The organism is Leuconostoc mesenteroides subsp. mesenteroides, from assembly GCA_009676745.1.
Taxonomy (GTDB): domain Bacteria; phylum Bacillota; class Bacilli; order Lactobacillales; family Lactobacillaceae; genus Leuconostoc; species Leuconostoc koreense.
This window is the reverse complement of record CP046062.1, coordinates 1,710,594-1,726,744: the sequence shown is the minus strand read 5'-3', so window position 1 is coordinate 1,726,744 and position 16,151 is coordinate 1,710,594. Positions and strand designations below refer to the sequence as shown.

The 16,151-nt window shown below is 37.6% G+C and carries 16 protein-coding genes; 14 read left to right on the top strand and 2 right to left on the bottom strand.

Annotated features, from left to right (window positions below; all coding sequences use genetic code 11):
- Nucleotides 1–101: 101 nt before the first annotated feature.
- From GJV51_08620 to GJV51_08600, 5 genes are all read left to right on the top strand, one after another.
- The gene (locus GJV51_08620; protein ID QGM26040.1) at nt 102–2,495 is read left to right on the top strand and encodes a DNA polymerase III subunit epsilon; all 2,394 of its coding nucleotides are present in this window, start codon (nt 102–104) and stop codon (nt 2,493–2,495) included.
- 70 nt (nt 2,496–2,565) lie between these two features.
- Nucleotides 2,566–3,093, top strand: coding sequence for a hypothetical protein (locus tag GJV51_08615; GenBank protein ID QGM26039.1), 528 nt, complete (start codon nt 2,566–2,568; stop codon nt 3,091–3,093).
- Nucleotides 3,094–3,107: 14 nt separating this feature from the next.
- Nucleotides 3,108–4,301: an aminotransferase class I/II-fold pyridoxal phosphate-dependent enzyme gene (locus GJV51_08610; GenBank protein ID QGM26038.1), complete on the top strand. Its 1,194-nt coding sequence runs from the start codon at nt 3,108–3,110 to the stop codon at nt 4,299–4,301.
- Between the two features lie 7 nt (nt 4,302–4,308).
- Nucleotides 4,309–5,616, top strand: coding sequence for an asparagine--tRNA ligase (gene asnS / locus GJV51_08605; protein ID QGM26037.1), 1,308 nt, complete (start codon nt 4,309–4,311; stop codon nt 5,614–5,616).
- A 99-nt stretch (nt 5,617–5,715) separates the two neighbouring features.
- The gene (locus GJV51_08600) at nt 5,716–6,351 is read left to right on the top strand and encodes a DnaD domain protein (protein ID QGM26036.1); all 636 of its coding nucleotides are present in this window, start codon (nt 5,716–5,718) and stop codon (nt 6,349–6,351) included.
- Here GJV51_08600 and GJV51_08595 read toward each other — a convergent pair whose 3' ends face one another.
- On the bottom strand, nt 6,352–6,597 hold the full coding sequence (locus GJV51_08595; GenBank protein ID QGM26123.1) for a hypothetical protein: 246 nt from the start codon (nt 6,595–6,597) through the stop codon (nt 6,352–6,354).
- Nucleotides 6,598–6,655: 58 nt separating this feature from the next.
- Here GJV51_08595 and GJV51_08590 point away from each other — a divergent pair, with 58 nt between their 5' ends.
- The 3 genes from GJV51_08590 (at nt 6,656) to GJV51_08580 (ending at nt 9,727) form a co-directional block, all read left to right on the top strand.
- Nucleotides 6,656–7,789 (top strand): class I SAM-dependent RNA methyltransferase, encoded by a 1,134-nt coding sequence (locus GJV51_08590; GenBank protein QGM26035.1) that lies wholly within the window; start codon nt 6,656–6,658, stop codon nt 7,787–7,789.
- Nucleotides 7,790–7,938: 149 nt separating this feature from the next.
- The gene (locus GJV51_08585) at nt 7,939–9,141 is read left to right on the top strand and encodes an aminotransferase class I/II-fold pyridoxal phosphate-dependent enzyme (GenBank protein ID QGM26034.1); all 1,203 of its coding nucleotides are present in this window, start codon (nt 7,939–7,941) and stop codon (nt 9,139–9,141) included.
- 58 nt (nt 9,142–9,199) lie between these two features.
- The gene (locus GJV51_08580; GenBank protein ID QGM26033.1) at nt 9,200–9,727 is read left to right on the top strand and encodes a GNAT family N-acetyltransferase; all 528 of its coding nucleotides are present in this window, start codon (nt 9,200–9,202) and stop codon (nt 9,725–9,727) included.
- A gap of 20 nt (nt 9,728–9,747) precedes the next feature.
- Here the strand turns inward: GJV51_08580 and GJV51_08575 are convergent, their stop codons facing one another.
- Complete coding sequence (locus GJV51_08575; GenBank protein ID QGM26032.1) at nt 9,748–10,131, bottom strand: reverse transcriptase-like protein; 384 nt, start codon at nt 10,129–10,131, stop codon at nt 9,748–9,750.
- Between the two features lie 185 nt (nt 10,132–10,316).
- On the opposite strand from GJV51_08575, the gene GJV51_08570 reads away from it, so the two are divergent.
- The 6 genes from GJV51_08570 (at nt 10,317) to GJV51_08545 (ending at nt 16,133) form a co-directional block, all read left to right on the top strand.
- Complete coding sequence (locus GJV51_08570; protein ID QGM26031.1) at nt 10,317–10,706, top strand: hypothetical protein; 390 nt, start codon at nt 10,317–10,319, stop codon at nt 10,704–10,706.
- Nucleotides 10,696–11,634: an RluA family pseudouridine synthase gene (locus tag GJV51_08565; GenBank protein ID QGM26030.1), complete on the top strand. Its 939-nt coding sequence runs from the start codon at nt 10,696–10,698 to the stop codon at nt 11,632–11,634. The genes GJV51_08570 and GJV51_08565 overlap by 11 nt, the downstream gene beginning before the upstream one ends.
- Nucleotides 11,624–12,151: a bifunctional pyr operon transcriptional regulator/uracil phosphoribosyltransferase PyrR gene (pyrR, locus tag GJV51_08560; GenBank protein QGM26029.1), complete on the top strand. Its 528-nt coding sequence runs from the start codon at nt 11,624–11,626 to the stop codon at nt 12,149–12,151. Before GJV51_08565 ends, pyrR begins: the two co-directional genes overlap by 11 nt.
- Nucleotides 12,152–12,276: 125 nt before the next feature.
- A complete protein-coding gene (locus tag GJV51_08555) occupies nt 12,277–13,356 on the top strand; it encodes a carbamoyl phosphate synthase small subunit (protein ID QGM26028.1) in 1,080 nt (359 codons plus the stop codon).
- Complete coding sequence (locus GJV51_08550; GenBank protein QGM26027.1) at nt 13,337–15,838, top strand: ATP-grasp domain-containing protein; 2,502 nt, start codon at nt 13,337–13,339, stop codon at nt 15,836–15,838. The genes GJV51_08555 and GJV51_08550 overlap by 20 nt, the downstream gene beginning before the upstream one ends.
- The gene (locus GJV51_08545) at nt 15,831–16,133 is read left to right on the top strand and encodes a hypothetical protein (GenBank protein QGM26026.1); all 303 of its coding nucleotides are present in this window, start codon (nt 15,831–15,833) and stop codon (nt 16,131–16,133) included. Before GJV51_08550 ends, GJV51_08545 begins: the two co-directional genes overlap by 8 nt.
- Nucleotides 16,134–16,151: the final 18 nt, after the last annotated feature.

Genomic DNA, 16,151 nt, shown 5'->3' with positions numbered 1-16,151 from the left:
AAAAGAGAATTGCGTTGTTTAGTGCGCATAGTTAATGTGTAGTAAACAGCGCAATTCTTACATAAAAAGTGCTAGCATGCACGTTTAGAAAGGTGCTTTCTATGAACGCCAACGATACATTCGTGGTTGTTGATCTTGAGACCACAGGCCACAGCGTAAAAAAAGGTGGACGAATTATTCAAATTGGTATGACATTCATAAAGAAACGTCAAATTGTCGATAATTTTGAAACTTTTGTCAATCCAGGTCAATTAATTGATCGTCAAATTCAACAACTGACACATATATCACAAAAAGATGTGCAAAATGCACCGTATTTTGAAGAAATTGCGCCGTTATTGCAAAATTTACTGCAAGATACAGTGATTATTGCGCACAATGTTAATTTTGATTATCCGTATTTAAATGACGAATTCGAAAGAACTGGTTTTCCACTCTTAAGCTCTGCTGCTATTGATACAGTTCAGCTTGCTCAGATATTATTTCCAACGGCACCAGGCTATCGGTTATTAGATTTAACGACGTACTTAAATATCACGCTCAAAAATGCACATCGTGCCAATGCGGATGCGCATGCCACTGCTTTACTGTTTTTGAAATCTTGGAAAAAGCTTGAAGAATTGCCGGACATTACATTAAAGCAACTGCAACAAGGTGATTGGCCGTTACTACGTCAAACACAGCAATTTTTAAAGCTGGTTCATTCAAAAAACAAGCAAAATTTTGGTACTGTTGAGCAAGTTGCTTTGTTAACCAATATAATAGAACAAGCCAGTCATTCTTCTAAATCTGAGCAAATTGATTATCCAGAAACAAGTGATGAAAAAGTAAAGTTATTTGGTCAGTGGCTAACAACAAATGTTGCACAGAACGGTTTAATGGATCGTACCAATCAATTTTTACATAAGCGTACCGATGGTTTACTGACCATTTTGACTGGTCCAAGAGTTGGGAAAACTTTGGCCTATTTGGTTCCCGTTATTCTTAGTGGGAAAACAGCAGTTTTATTGACTAATGATGAGAGTTTACAAGCTCAGCAAGTAGATATTATTGCTAATCTGACAAAACTATTTAGCCAATCGATACAAAGTGCTATTTTGTATGAGCCTTCAGAGTATATAGATGTTAAAAAGTTTGCACAAACTTTAACAGAAAAAGATACATTACAAATTCAATTTTTTAAAGCTCGTGTTTTGGTTTGGCTGACCCAAACCAAAACAGGCTTACTTCGAGAAATTTCGGTAGGGGTTCAAAATAGTGACTACGTGTCATCCATTCGTGGTGACAGTCATGCACAATTTTTTGAGAAGGCTTATAAAGATGCGCACCAAGCTAATATCATCATCATGAACTTTAACACATACTTTGTGCAAAGTCAGAAACTGCGTGAATCGAAAAATATTGAAAAGTGGCCAGTTGTTGTCATGGAAACGCCAACACAATTTGTTGATGATTTACATGATTATTTTCACGTTTCTTTAAACGTTACGGCGTATCAAAATACCTTAAAAGGATTGAATCATCAGGAGTTGGCTGGTTTGACGCACAAACAGCGTTTATTTGTTCGTCAGAGTTTAAGTGAGGCATTAAAATTACTAAAACAAATATTGCAATCCGATAATCAACGAGCCAATTTAAAGCGAGTGGAACGGTTTTTATTGATAACGTTACATTTAAAAGAATTATTTGAAATTAGTGAAAATAGTATCCCTCATGAGTTCCAAAATACTCGAGATCAATTGTTGAAAATTAGACGCTTACAATTACAAAAAGACATTGTAGTGGCAAACGAATTTTTCGAAGTTAACGGACAAACTCAAACTGAAGTTGTATTTGATATTTTGGAGCGCGCAATTTATCAAGAAGAGTTTATTGCTAATGTTCATAAATTATTAATTATTAGTGAGTTTTTACCAACAGAAATTACTGAATTTTTACGTGATGTACCAGAGTCATTTACGGTTGAGCGTGAATTTATTCATAATGATGTACAACCAATTCATGTTGTACAATTACAGCGTTCGTCTCCAATAGTACATTTACAGACGATTACACAGCATAATGTTGGAGAAATACTGTTAATTGTTCCTGATGAAGAACGGGTTAATCATTGGTATCAAAAAATAAAATATGCAGTGACGACGAATTATAATATTGTCGCGGAAGGAATTACTGGCTCGTTGGAAAAAATACAACGGCAGAGCCAAACCAAGCGAAATAATATTATTATTGTTACCCCAAAAATTTTCTCAACAATGTGGCTCAGGGAGCAGGAATTACCTGCAATTGTCATTGTACCAGAACGTGAAGTGTGGCAACCGGTATCACGTCTGGCTTATGTTTTAACTCAAATGCAACGTCATCAAAATGGTATACTAGTTTCTCAACTGAATGCTATGCAACGTAATCGATTTAAGCAACAAATTATCGTTGAGAAGATGAACTTGAAAAAGAGTTTAGAACAACAATATGAGCGATTATTGCATGACCTCTAACTTTCAAATCAAAACGACTATATTTTTGGTATAATATCATGTGTACGTGCCATTATGGAGGGTTCAAAAAATGATACAATTTAAAGATGATATTCGAATCCGCCAGAGACATCGGCAAGCGCGTATTCATTGGGCGCATTTCTGGTTCATAGTAATTGGCATTCTGATTATCCTAGCAGCTTTTATTTTAGGGTATTTTTACGTTTCATTAGCTCCAATGCGCCAGGCAGAAAATCGAGTTGAAAGATTGGTGCGTGAAAAGACAAGTATTGCAACAGTAACACAAGTATCTGTTGATTATCGAAAAACGACCACTTATGCTGTTTTAGGTCAAACAACTGCTGGTACTCAAAAAGTTGCCATTGTTCGTAATAATAAAATAAAAACATATAATCGTTCAACAGGAATGACAAACAGTCAGCTCAAAAAACTGATAATTAACAAATACAAGCCAAAAAAGTTATATTCAGCTAATATTAGTGAATATCAAGGTGTATTAGTTTGGGAAATTAGTTTTAAAGGGCAGGACAATAAACTTAATTATTTAACATTAGACTTTAAATCAGGAAAGACGTATCGTGCTATTTCAGGTATGTAAGAGGTAACTATAAAGTGAAGACTTTTTCGAATCGGGTAGCTGCTATAACTGCTTCCCCAACGCTAGCTATGAACGCCCTTGCTAAGCAAATGCAGGCAGAAGGTATTGATGTTATTAATTTAGGCGTAGGTGAGCCTGATTTTCAAACACCTAAAAATATTTCTGATGCAGCAATTGAAGCAATTCAAGCACAAAAAACCAGTTTTTATACACCAGCTAGTGGTTTACTTGGATTAAAGCAAGCTATTGTTAAAAATGTAGATCAACGATATAAATCAGGTATTACTACGCAAAATGTTTCGGTAACGACAGGGGCAAAATTATCATTGTACGTATTGATGCAAGTTTTACTGAATCCTGGTGACGCAGTTGTTACTGCAGCTCCGGAGTGGGTCAGTTACGTTGAGCAAATTAAGCTGGCTGGTGGTGAACTGATAGAGATTCATTCGGAAAGCTCGTCGATGAAGTTAACTGTTTCAGATTTAGATAAGATCAAAGAAACAGTTAAGCTGATTATTGTTAATTCCCCTACCAATCCGACTGGGCAAGTATACAGTAAACAAGAGATTCAAGATATCCTAGATTGGTCAAATGCACATGGAACTTATGTTATTTTAGACGAAATATATGGTCAACTTGTTTATAATGGTGCCGAATTTACATCTGGATTACAGTTACAACAACTTGAAAACAGTGCTATGATTATTGTTGATGGTGTGTCTAAAGCATACTCAATGACAGGATGGCGGATAGGGTGGACTTTGGCAAGTTCAGAAATTATTTCGGCAATGAATAAACTATTGGGCCACATGACGTCCAATCCCACAGTAGCAGCTCAATATGCAGCAATTGAGGCATTGAATGGGGAGCAAGACACTGTTGAAAAAATGCGTCAAGCGTTTGAACAACGGTTAAATGTGACTTTTGATGCAATAAATCAAATTAGTGGACTACATGTTGATGTGAAGCCGCAAGGTGCCTTTTATCTATTTCCAAAAGTTGATGACAAATTAATGAAGCAGGTTGGCGTAAGCAATACTGTTGCATTATCAACAAAAATTTTGGAAGAAGCGCATGTTGCTTTACCGGCCGGTGAAGGATTCGGTATGCCAGGTTATCTGCGCTTGAGCTATGCTAAAGACCAAGATACCCTTAATGAAGCAGTTTTACGTTTAACGCAATTCTTTAAAAAATATACGAAAGATTAATATAGTGATGATTGAAGAAACACCTAAAATTAAGATTATTGATGCAAAAAACTTTGTTGGGAAGACAGTGACTATAGGGGCTTGGCTCCGTCAAAAGCGTGGCAGTGGTAAGATAGCATTCCTACAATTACGTGATGGCACGGCCTTCTTCCAAGGGGTTGTTGCTAAAGCTGATGTTTCAGAAGAAGTGTTTGAAACTGCTAAAAGTTTGAAGCAAGAAACTAGTATTTATGTTACTGGTGAAATTCATGAGGATGACCGTTCATCTTTCGGTTACGAAATGGCTGTTTCCGATATTAGAGTAATTGGTGAGAGTCATGACTATCCTATTACACCTAAAGAGCATGGAACTGAATTTTTGTTTGACGAACGTCATTTGTACTTACGTCATTTGAAGCCATTTGCTACGCTAAAAATTCGTAATACACTTGTTGCAGCAACATACGAGTTTTTTAACAAAGAAGGCTTTACGAAATTAGATGCCCCTGTACTGACTGGATCTGCACCAGAGGGAACGACTGAATTATTTGAGACGGATTATTTTGGTGAACCAGCATTCTTGTCGCAAACTGGTCAATTATATGCTGAAGCTGGCGCAATGGCGTTTGGTAAGGTATTTACATTTGGACCCACATTTCGTGCAGAAAAATCTAAAACGAGACGCCATTTGACGGAGTTTTGGATGATTGAACCTGAAATGGCCTTTATGGATCAAGAGGAGAGCTTGGAACTTCAAGAACGTTACATTGCTTTCTTAATCTCAAAGGTACTAGAGAATAATGATCAAGAACTTGACATTCTTAAGCGTGACAAGGATCTACTTCGCTCATATACGCAGTTACCATACCCACGAGTGAGCTATGATGATGCAGTTAAATTGTTACAAGATAATAATTTTGATGTGGAGTGGGGTGTTGATTTTGGTTCACCCGAAGAAACATTCTTGGCTAATCATTTTGCTAAACCGGTGTTTATTGTTAACTTTCCAAAAGCAATTAAGCCATTCTACATGAAGCGCCATCAAACACGAGATGACATTGTTGTTTCAGCTGATTTATTAGCTCCAGAAGGTTATGGAGAAATCATAGGTGGATCAGAACGTGATACGGATTATGATTACCTGAAAAATGAAATTGAAAAATTAGGGTTGAACATGGATGAGTATGCTTGGTACCTTGATTTGCGTAAGTATGGTTCAGTACCACATTCAGGATTTGGCTTGGGCTTGGAGCGTATGGTAACATTTGTAACCGGTGAGGAACATATTCGTGAAGCGATTCCATTTCCACGAATGACCAACCGTTTACGTCCTTAATCCTAGGTTTGTAGCATAGTATTCGTACTTGAATGTGATACACTATTTATATAAGAAAAAACGTCCAATTTATTTGGACGTTTTTAAAACCGAGGAAATATGGCATTAGAAAAAAGATTACAACAGTATATTCAAGCTGGTAACACTGGTGTAAGTAATGACTTATTGTTACATTATCAGGATGTTGGTCTAGATAATGATGATTTAGCATTGTATATGCAGGTAGAGCGTATACAAGGACGTGGAGATCAAGCCACACCAGCAGTTATTGCTCAAGTAATGCACACGACCGAAAAAATTGTTATTACGCGTTTGCAGAGCTTGATCAGACGAGATTTGATGCAGGTAGTAGGTGGCAGTATTCAGACTGAAACTTATGATTTTACCCCATTGTATGAAAAATTATTAGATGGTCAAACGACACAACGATCAGACATTGTATCGGATGGCAAGAGTGCTCGCCGTGAGATAATGCAGACATTAGAGGCAGAATTTGGTCGTCCGCTGTCACCCATGGAAATGCAAACGGTCGGGCATTGGTTTGATCAGGATCACTTTGAGCCAGTGATGATGTTATTGGCTATTCAAGAGGCTGTCGCAAATAATGCTCGTAGTTTGCGTTATATCGAAACAATCTTGGCCAACTGGCAACGTGACAATATTACTACACCACAGGAAGCACAAGTCTCCAAACAACGCAGACGTGGTGTAACCTATAATCATATTATTGATTAACTATTTAAAAATAATATTGTACTGGTTATCAAGATGAAAACCAAAAATGGGTTGGTTATTTTCTGTGATAAGAACAGTATTTGCCGGTAGTGTTCGTAAACGTGCGAATAGTTGTGATAGTGTCAAGGCATTAGTCTGATCATTAGCTAACAATATAATATCAGAACGATTATTGGCATATTTTATCGCTGTCACTGGATTAACAAAGTCCTCAGTTTGCACGAATAATTTTGTATCAAGTGACATATATTGTGTTAAATCTTCTAAATCAGTTAATCTCATACGCTAATTATAAAGGAAAATCATGGAAAAAACATATCATTTAATGGCAACAGCAGCAGCAGGTTTGGAATCCCTTGTTGGTAAAGAGCTAGAACGCTTAGGCTATGAACATCAAGTCGAAAATTATCGAGTACGTTTTGATGGTACACAAAAAGATATATTGAACACTAACGTTTGGCTTCGTACAGCGGATCGAATTAAGATTATTGTGGGTGAATTTGATGCGACAACGTTTGATCAGCTATTTGAGGGCGTTAAAGCGTTACCATGGGAAGATTATTTGAATTATGATTCAGAATTTCCCGTTGCAGGACGTTCAAAAAAGTCTGAATTATTTAGTGTGCCAGATGTTCAAGCTATTACTAAAAAAGCAATCGTCAATAGATTGCAAGAAGCTTATCATATTCGAACACGTTTGCCTGAAAACGGTTATTTTGCACAACTTGAAGTGATGATTGATAAAGATCACGTGATGGTTACCTTGGATACAACAGGGGAATCCCTATTTAAGCGTGGCTATCGTGTGAATAAGGGTGGTGCACCATTAAAAGAAAACTTTGCAGCGGCACTAGTTTTGCTAACAAATTGGCACCCGGATCGTCCATTTGTTGACCCAACAACTGGTTCTGGAACGATTGCGATTGAGGCAGCATTAATTGGTCGTAATATCGCACCTGGATTAATTCGTGACTTTGATATCGAGCGTATGGATTGGTTTGATAAAAAATTGTCAGACGAAGTGCGTGATGCAGCTGAAGCACAGGCTGATTATGATCGAACCCTTGATATTGAAGGGTTTGATATTGATGAAAATATGGTTGATATTGCTCGAGAAAACGCCAAACATGCAGGACTTGGTCAGGATATCACTTTTAAGCAGTTAGCTGCCAAAGACTGGACAACAGATAAACTTAACGGTGTACTGGTGACTAATCCGCCTTATGGTGAGCGTTTAGGAGAACTCGAAGCCGCACGTGAGCTATACGAGCAAATGGGGTCGGTCTATCGTAATCTACCAAGTTGGAGCAAATATATTTTAACTAGTGACTTGGAATTTGAACAATCCTATGGTGAAAAGGCAACAAAGCGACGCAAACTATATAATGGGGCATTGCGTGTCGATTACTTCCAATACTGGGGTAAGCGTGTTAGATAAAAACAAGAGATCATTGATCTCTTGTTTTTATTTTCATGGTAACTGTTTGTGCGATATGACCAATGACAATTTTTTTATTTGTACAATTTTTTCGTGAAAAGATAGTTCATCATTGTTAGAATAAAACAACAATGAAATGAGGATTCAATATGATTAAGTCAAAGTTAGAACAAGTCGACATTTTTAATGATAGTTTAAGTCAAGTAAAGCCTAGCCCAATCCATTCATTTGACGAAACAGTTAGTAATATTCCCAACATCCTAAAACTAACAATTGGTGAGCCAGATTTTTCAGTTCCTCAGCATATTAAAGAAGCTGCTTTAGCTGCGATTAATGCAGATGATTCACATTATTCAGTTTCAGCAGGAAAGAGCACATTACGTCAAGCAGCTAGCGACTTTTTAAATGACCGATATGAGCTTAATTTTGACCCAACTGAAGAAATAATTACCACAGTCGGTGCTACAGAAGGCCTTTATACATTGTTATCAGCAATTTTGAATCCTGATGATAAGATTCTGATTCCAACGCCTGCCTATCCAGTTTATGCCGAAATGACACGCATTAATGGTGGACAACCAGTGCTTATTGACGTTTCAAAAGACGGATTTGTATTAACACCAAATCATTTACGCGAAATTATTGCTACCGAAAATCATATCAAAGCAATTATTATCACCAATCCTTCTAATCCAACTGGAGTGACCTACACAGCAGAACAGTTGAAAGATTTAGCAGATGTGATAAGAGAAACAAACATTTTAGTTATTTCGGACGAAATTTATTCTGAATTGAGCTATGATGCACCTCACGTTTCCATGGCCAGCATTTTACCAGAACAAACAATTGTTGTTAATGGCGTATCAAAATCTCATGCCATGACGGGGTATCGAATCGGTATTTTGGCGGGTCCTGCGGCATTAATGAAGAAAATTAATATGGTGCATGGTTTTGTCATCATGACACCTTCAAATCCTGCAATGGCAGCGGCTACTGAAGCGTTTAAAAGTGCTCAAAGTAAGGACGATACATTATGGATGAAAGCGCAATATAAACAACGACGTGACTATTTAGTTGAAAAAATGACAAAACTAGGTTTTGAGATGGCAACACCAAGTGGTGCATTTTATATGTTTGCTAAAATACCTGTAGATTTAAATCAAAATGATGCGGAGTTTGCTTATGATTTGGTAGATAGACAACGATTGGCAGTCGTTCCTGGATCTGGATTTGGACCAGGTGGGGCAGGATATGTACGAATTAGTTATGCGGCATCTCTGGATATGCTAAAGACAGCTATGAGTCGTTTGGAAAGTTACTGTGAAGAAAAGAGAATGGTAAAAAAATTATGATTGTCCTATTATAATTTTTATGATAAAATAAATTATTTTTAATTATAAGGACGTGAATATGACATCAGTTTATATGCGACGGGCGCATGAGGAGGATATAAAATCAATTGTATCAATCATCAATAATGGCCGTTATTATCTGAAGGAACAAGGGCTTTCACAGTGGCAATCGGGATATCCTAATCGAAATACGATTGCGGAAGATTTAGCATTGCAAAGAGGATTCGTGTTAATTGTGAATCATCAGGTTGCGGGATACACAGCAATATTAGCCGGTGAGGATCCAATATATACGTTGATTGAGGACGGTCAATGGCTAAATGATGAAACAGATTACATTGGTATTCATCGATTTGCTATCCTTGATAAGTACCGAGGGCAAAAACTGGCACAGCGATTCATGACTGCTATTTTGACATTTTTCTATGAAAACGGTATAAGTGATTTTCGAATTGATACGCATCCAGGCAACTTACCAATGCAAGCTGTTATCACAGGTAATGGTTTTGAGAAACGTGGTCTTGTGCATATTGATGAGGGAGAAGAAAATGAAGACGTTCGGTGGGCGTACCAACTTATATTGTAAACAATTAAAAAAAGCGAACTTTAACGGTTCGCTTTTTTAAGTGCTTGCAAAGCTAAATTATGAGCACCACGATTTTCTTTTTCTGGAACCCAATTGATTAAAACTAGAGGGTAGGGTGTTAATTGTAGGTTGATTTCATCAACAAGCCCTTGGTAGTGTTTTGCATAAGATTTATGCAGGGCATCGGTTACAATTTTTGAATCACTATATATGTGTAGATTTTTATTATTAGGTAGTTGCTTTAATGCCCAAAGAACTGCCAAAAATTCAGCCTCATGATTATTAACGGTCTCTCTCAAGACGGTTTTTAGTTGTTTCTGTACTTTATCAATAATTAAAACTGCGCCTGCTGACGAACGACCAGTAGATACGTCACGCGCTGCATCAACATATAGTGTAATCATATGGGTTCCTTTTAATAAAATGTATACCGAAAGTATAACAAATTTTGTTGAAATATTATATATATATCTATTGCAACACACATTAAGGATAATAAACAGTACTTCGCCAGCAGTAATTTTTTATATTCCTTTAATTGAAATCTGGTAAAATATTAGTTGAATACGTTTACAGAAAAGGGCAACACATGATACCAAGACGCGGTTTTTTTCAACCACTAGATTCAACGGGCATAATTAGTTGGTTGTGGTGGGGTATATTTTTTATGGGTAGTATTGTCGTTTGGGCTGAAATGAGTTTCAAACTTGAAATCCTACCAGTTTTATTAATCATGGTGATGATTTTATTAGGCGTACTATTGGTCGTTCGTCGACGTGTTTACATTGCTGGTCCCAATCTTTTTTTGGGGCGGGTGTTATTATCAGAGTATGAAAAAATTTCTTTAAAAGATATCAAACAGTGGCAGTTGAAAGGACATATTTTATCATTTGTTCGTGCTGACCGAGAACGAAAGTATTATCTTACAAAAAATATTGTGCAACAAATTAAGGATTACATGGATACTGATGGCAAATAAAATATTAATTCATATAACAGATCAAGATGGGCGTGTTGATGCTGTCTTATCGAAAGAAAATCTGAGTTACTCACGAACTACACTCTCAAATTGGCTAGTGGATGGTACGATTTTAGTTAATAATCACAAAGTAAAGCGCTCATATAAAGTTGTCAGTGGAGATACAATATCTATTACACCACCTGAGATTCAAGAAACAAAAATTGAAGCTGAAAACATTCCGCTTGACATTATTTATGAAGACAATGATGTCATTGTTGTAAATAAGCCACAAGGAATGGTCGTGCATCCTGCAGCAGGGCATAGTTCTGGCACATTGGTCAATGCACTACTTTATCATTCACCATTGTCGACCATAAATGGCGAGTTTCGACCCGGAATAGTGCATCGTATTGATCGTGATACTAGTGGTTTACTAATGGTCGCAAAAAATGATAAGGCTCATCGTTCATTATCTGAACAGTTAAAAGCTCATAAAAATCAGCGCGTGTATTATGCGCTGGTTCGTGGTGAATTTACAGAGGATTCAGGAACGATTGAAGCTCCGATTGGACGTCATAAAATTGATCGAAAAAAGCAAGCGGTTATTGAAGGTGGCCGTGAAGCTGTCACGCATTTCAATGTTTTAAAACGATATGTTGGTTATACGCTGTTAAAAGTGAATTTAGAAACTGGCAGAACACACCAAATAAGGGTGCACATGAGCTACATCAGTCATCCAATTGTCGGGGATCCAGTATATGGTACAGCACAGAAGTTAGATGGTATACAGTTGAATGGTCAACTATTACATGCTAAGACATTGACTTTAGAGCAACCTACAACAGGCGATGAGCTGTCGTTTGATAGTCCGTTGCCAGATTACTTTGAGTTTGCTTTGTCAACATTAATACCGATTAACAGAGAGGAAGATGAATATGCCAAATAAAGAAGTTTTAGATAATGCCTCATTACAACGCGCCTTAACTCGTATTACATATGAAATAATCGAGCGTAATAAGGGCGGTAAAAATTTGGTTCTTGTGGGAATCAAAACACGCGGCGAGTATCTTGCACGCCGTATTGCAGACCGTTTGGAACAATTAGAAGGTGTTCAAATACCGGTCATGGCTATTGATATTACTAATTTTCGAGATGATAAACCTGACCAGCATAACGATTTAGGTTTGAACTCAGAAGAGCGATTGAATATTTCTGAACAGAATATTGTTTTAATTGACGATGTATTGTTTACAGGACGAACTATTCGGGCCGCATTGGATGCGCTAATTCATATTGGTCGTCCGAAAACGATTTCGCTAGCTGTTTTAGTGGATCGTGGACACAGAGAATTGCCTATTCGGGCGGACTTTGTTGGAAAAAATATTCCCACTGCACAGAATGAAAAAATTAAAGTATTTGTGCAAGAAATTGACGGAAAAGATGCAGTTGAAATTGTTCATTAACAACTTTTTGGTGCCTAAGGATCAATTGATATTTTTGTGGGGAAGCAATTAACAGATAATCTGTTACTTTAATGCTGTATACAACCTGGTCTATTTGTATACAGCAGTTTGGAGAATTATAGCTTATGATCAGACATTTAATCCTAGAAGATGGCACAGTTTTTGAGGGTCACGGATTTGGTGCACCTGCCACTACTTTTGGGGAAATCATTTTTCATACGGCCATGACTGGTTATCAAGAAATTATCACAGATCCAATTTATGATGGTCAAATGATTGTCTTTTCGATGCCTGTTATTGGGGCAGCGGGCATTCATGCTGAGGCTTATGAATCGGTGAAACCAATGATAAGAGGCATGATTGTACATGATTTGGCTGAGGTATCTGTTAATCGACAACGTCGTATGAACTTAGATCGTTTCCTGAAGCAACACAATATTCCAGGATTGTATCAAGTTGATACACGGAAATTGATCAGACATTTGCGAGAAACTGGGCCACAAAAAGCTACAATTGTCGATTACGCGGATGATCATGCAGTAGACCAATTGGTAGCGACAGTTTTAACAAATAAACAAGTCCAAAATACAGCGACCTCTAAGCCATATGCTAACCCCGGGCGTGGTCGTCATATTGTAGTAATAGATTTTGGTTTGAAACATGGTATTCTTCGTATGTTAGGGGACTACGATGCCAATGTTTCCGTTTTACCATATACAACAAGTGTCGATGAAGTATTAACCTTAGATCCAGATGGTATTATATTATCTACAGGTCCGGGTGATCCGCGCTCACTACCGGAAAGCGTTCTCACGTTAATTAGAGTGTTGCAAACAAAAGCACCATTATTGGGTATTGGTTTAGGTCATGAACTATTTGCTTTAGCCAATGATGCGACATTGGTAGCATTGCCATCTGAGCATCATGGTATGAACCATCCTATCCAAGAAATTATTTCTAGACAAATTTTTTATGCAATGCAGGGTCAAGGGTACGCAGTTGACGAAGAATTACTTGACCACAAGAAATTATTTGTGACCTATCGTGATTTAGTAGATGGTGCTGTACAGGGATTGCGTCACCGTGATTATCCAGCATTTAGTGTACAGTTTTTCCCAGATGCTGCTCCAGGACCATATGAAGCGACAGCGGTATTTGCAGACTTTTTTGAAACGGTAGAAGATTATGTCGAACATCACAGCTAAAAATATTTTATTCATTGGTGCGGGATCAAATGACTTTGGTCTTGAATCGGAGCATGATGCAGCCATCTATCAAGTCATGCCTGAATTAAAGGGACATGGTATTAATGTCTTTCTAATTGACGAAAATCCTTACGCATTATCTCTAGAGAGTTTAGCGGCTGAAACGATTTGGAAGCCTTTGACAGTTGAAAACGTTAAGCAGGTTATTAAGCACAACCATATTGACACGGTACTACCGCTTTTTGGTGGCGTGCGTGCTGTAAGATTATGGGCAGATGTTGTTCAATCATGGGAACATGGGGATGGTTTAGTACCTCAAACGCTTGGATTGAGCATTGATATGTTGCTACGGATCAATAACCTTGCTGATTTTACGGAGTTTATGGCAGAAGCCGGCTTACCGGTCATTACAAGCCATGTCGTAAAAGCGCAAGACGATGCAAACGAATTGTTACGTGAACTTCAGGTCCCATTAATGGTCAGATCGTTGCATCCAAAAAGCACTAATACACGCCAGATGGTTGAGCGATTAGATGAATTTGAAGAAGCGATTGATAATGCCAAAACACAGTCAATGACGCAAGAAATCATTATTTCTAAAGCTATCAACGGGTTGAAAGAAGTTGGCATAGAAGTGTTACGAGATTTTCGCGGAAACAAGATGAAAATTGGTGCCAGCGAAGACATGGATCCAATTGGTATTCACACTGCTGACTCACTAAGCGTGTCACCGACGTTAACGATTCAAGATCAAATTTTGGAAAAAATGAGAATGTACGCCTTCCAAGTTGCTGATTTACTAGAATTACAAGGTGTAATGCACGTTCAATTTGCCTTTGATGATACGAATGGTGCGATTTATATCATTAAAGTTTCACCATATATTGATCAAATGTCCAGTCGTATGGCGCTTGTAACTGGATATCCAGTCATGTTAGTAGCCATTAATTTGGCGATGGGTATTGCGTTAGAAGACATTGTGCTTTCGCACGATTTTAGTCAAAAAATGGCTATGATGGAACCGATGATGGATCATATTACAGTCAAGTTACCAATTTTCCCATTTGGTGAGTTAGAAGAATCCAATGTTTCAGTGAATCGACAGTTGAATAGTATACAAAAGTCTGTTGGTTCGACGATTGGGTTTGGGCGTACATTCATTGGAGCACTAGAAAAAGCTATTCGCTCAGCACATTTTAATAACGCTACATTTTCGCCAACGAATATGGCACATGTTAGTGATGATGCATTAATCCAACAGCTGATTCATCCTGAAGACAATCGTGTGTTGCTACTTATTGAAGCCATAAAGCGTGGTTATGAAATCGACGAGTTAGCCGAATTAACCAATATTGACGAATTTTACTTTTATCAATTAAGGCATCTATTGCAATTAGAATTGGATATTGAAAAAGATGTGGATAGTATTGTGTCATTACGGCGTGGTAAAAGATATGGTCTATCCGATGGTCTAATTGCTCGGTTTTGGGATACTGATTTTAAAATTATTCGTGCCTTAACAAAGGAACACAATATTAACCCAACATACAAAGCCTTAGAACCATCAGCTGGTGAGTTTCCAGAAAATGCACGTCAATATTACTCGACTTACGAAGAAGAGAATGAGTCTGAGCAGGTAAGCGATAATACTGTTTTGGTCATCGGTAGTGGCGCCTTTAGATTAGGGGATGCTGCATCTGGTGGTTATGCGACAACTGTTGTGTTATCTGAACTACGACGTTTGCAATACCATACTGTAATCATGAATAATAATGCTAGTGATGCAACGCTGATGCAAAATTTGGCTGATAAGCAATATTTGGAACCATTGGAAATTTCGGACGTCATGAAAGTTGTTGAACTAGAAAATCCGATAGCTATAATCGTTCCAGGAAACCGACGTAAGTTAATTACGGCATTACGCGAGTTTAATCAGAACGTGTTGATTTTACCAAAAGAAAAACATACACCAACTGGACCGGAAACAACACAAACTGAATTTGCCTTAAACATATTTTCTGATGGACATCAAATTTATCCAATTAATATCACCCAACATATGGCTGGTGAAATGAGAATTGTGCCGCAAATTGTTGGTTTACCAAAAGAGCTAACACAAACACATCTGGAAAATCCAGGTGTGTATCAGGTGATTTGGTGTCAAAATGGTACTGACTGGGTAGATCATGTTGAAATCTCAAACATTAGTTATGATACATGGTTACGTCCTATGCCATTTGGACAAGTTGCCTTTATCAGCAAAGTAATGCAGGTTCAGTGGCTACGTATGACGGTACGAGCATTGTTAAATAGAATGACGGAGCAGGATAGAAGATTACTGGATAATGTTAATAAACTAACACTACAAACAGATGTCCGGTTAGTGGCTTCCAATATCGATTATGAGCTCCATTTACAGCCTACAGAGCCTATTGACGGTACGAGATTTGAATTAGGGGTGGGTATCAAATACTATGAGTAAGGACAAATATGAAACGCATCTGTTTACCGGTGTCGTAGTTGAGCAAGATTTGTCTGGCAACTATGTTCCTAAAAATGGTGCGATTTTGCACAGATGGCGAACTGGGAAACATACAAAAGGCAAGTACAAACGTATTGGTCAAGTGTTTTTGACAGAAAATAATCAAAGTGTTGCTGTGCTATCAAAAGAAAAATTATCTTTTAATAAGCGCCATGATTATGTACCATTACAAAGATGGACAGAAGCAACTGTTGACTTGATAAAACTTGAAGCATATAAAAAGGATGAATTATAGAATTCATCCTTTTTATAT

Excerpts from the sequence above, each read along its gene's own strand:
- GJV51_08595 (QGM26123.1), bottom strand. The coding sequence starts at position 6,597 with ATGTCACTTGATACAAAATTATTCGTGCAAACTGAGGACTTTGTTAAT.
- GJV51_08545 (QGM26026.1), top strand. The coding sequence starts at position 15,831 with ATGAGTAAGGACAAATATGAAACGCATCTGTTTACCGGTGTCGTAGTT.
- GJV51_08580 (QGM26033.1), top strand. The coding sequence starts at position 9,200 with ATGACATCAGTTTATATGCGACGGGCGCATGAGGAGGATATAAAATCA.
- GJV51_08575 (QGM26032.1), bottom strand. The coding sequence starts at position 10,131 with ATGATTACACTATATGTTGATGCAGCGCGTGACGTATCTACTGGTCGT.
- asnS (QGM26037.1), top strand. The coding sequence starts at position 4,309 with ATGATTGAAGAAACACCTAAAATTAAGATTATTGATGCAAAAAACTTT.
- GJV51_08565 (QGM26030.1), top strand. The coding sequence starts at position 10,696 with ATGGCAAATAAAATATTAATTCATATAACAGATCAAGATGGGCGTGTT.
- GJV51_08615 (QGM26039.1), top strand. The coding sequence starts at position 2,566 with ATGATACAATTTAAAGATGATATTCGAATCCGCCAGAGACATCGGCAA.
- GJV51_08585 (QGM26034.1), top strand. The coding sequence starts at position 7,939 with ATGATTAAGTCAAAGTTAGAACAAGTCGACATTTTTAATGATAGTTTA.
- GJV51_08600 (QGM26036.1), top strand. The coding sequence starts at position 5,716 with ATGGCATTAGAAAAAAGATTACAACAGTATATTCAAGCTGGTAACACT.
- GJV51_08555 (QGM26028.1), top strand. The coding sequence starts at position 12,277 with ATGATCAGACATTTAATCCTAGAAGATGGCACAGTTTTTGAGGGTCAC.
- GJV51_08620 (QGM26040.1), top strand. The coding sequence starts at position 102 with ATGAACGCCAACGATACATTCGTGGTTGTTGATCTTGAGACCACAGGC.
- pyrR (QGM26029.1), top strand. The coding sequence starts at position 11,624 with ATGCCAAATAAAGAAGTTTTAGATAATGCCTCATTACAACGCGCCTTA.
- GJV51_08570 (QGM26031.1), top strand. The coding sequence starts at position 10,317 with ATGATACCAAGACGCGGTTTTTTTCAACCACTAGATTCAACGGGCATA.
- GJV51_08550 (QGM26027.1), top strand. The coding sequence starts at position 13,337 with ATGTCGAACATCACAGCTAAAAATATTTTATTCATTGGTGCGGGATCA.
- GJV51_08590 (QGM26035.1), top strand. The coding sequence starts at position 6,656 with ATGGAAAAAACATATCATTTAATGGCAACAGCAGCAGCAGGTTTGGAA.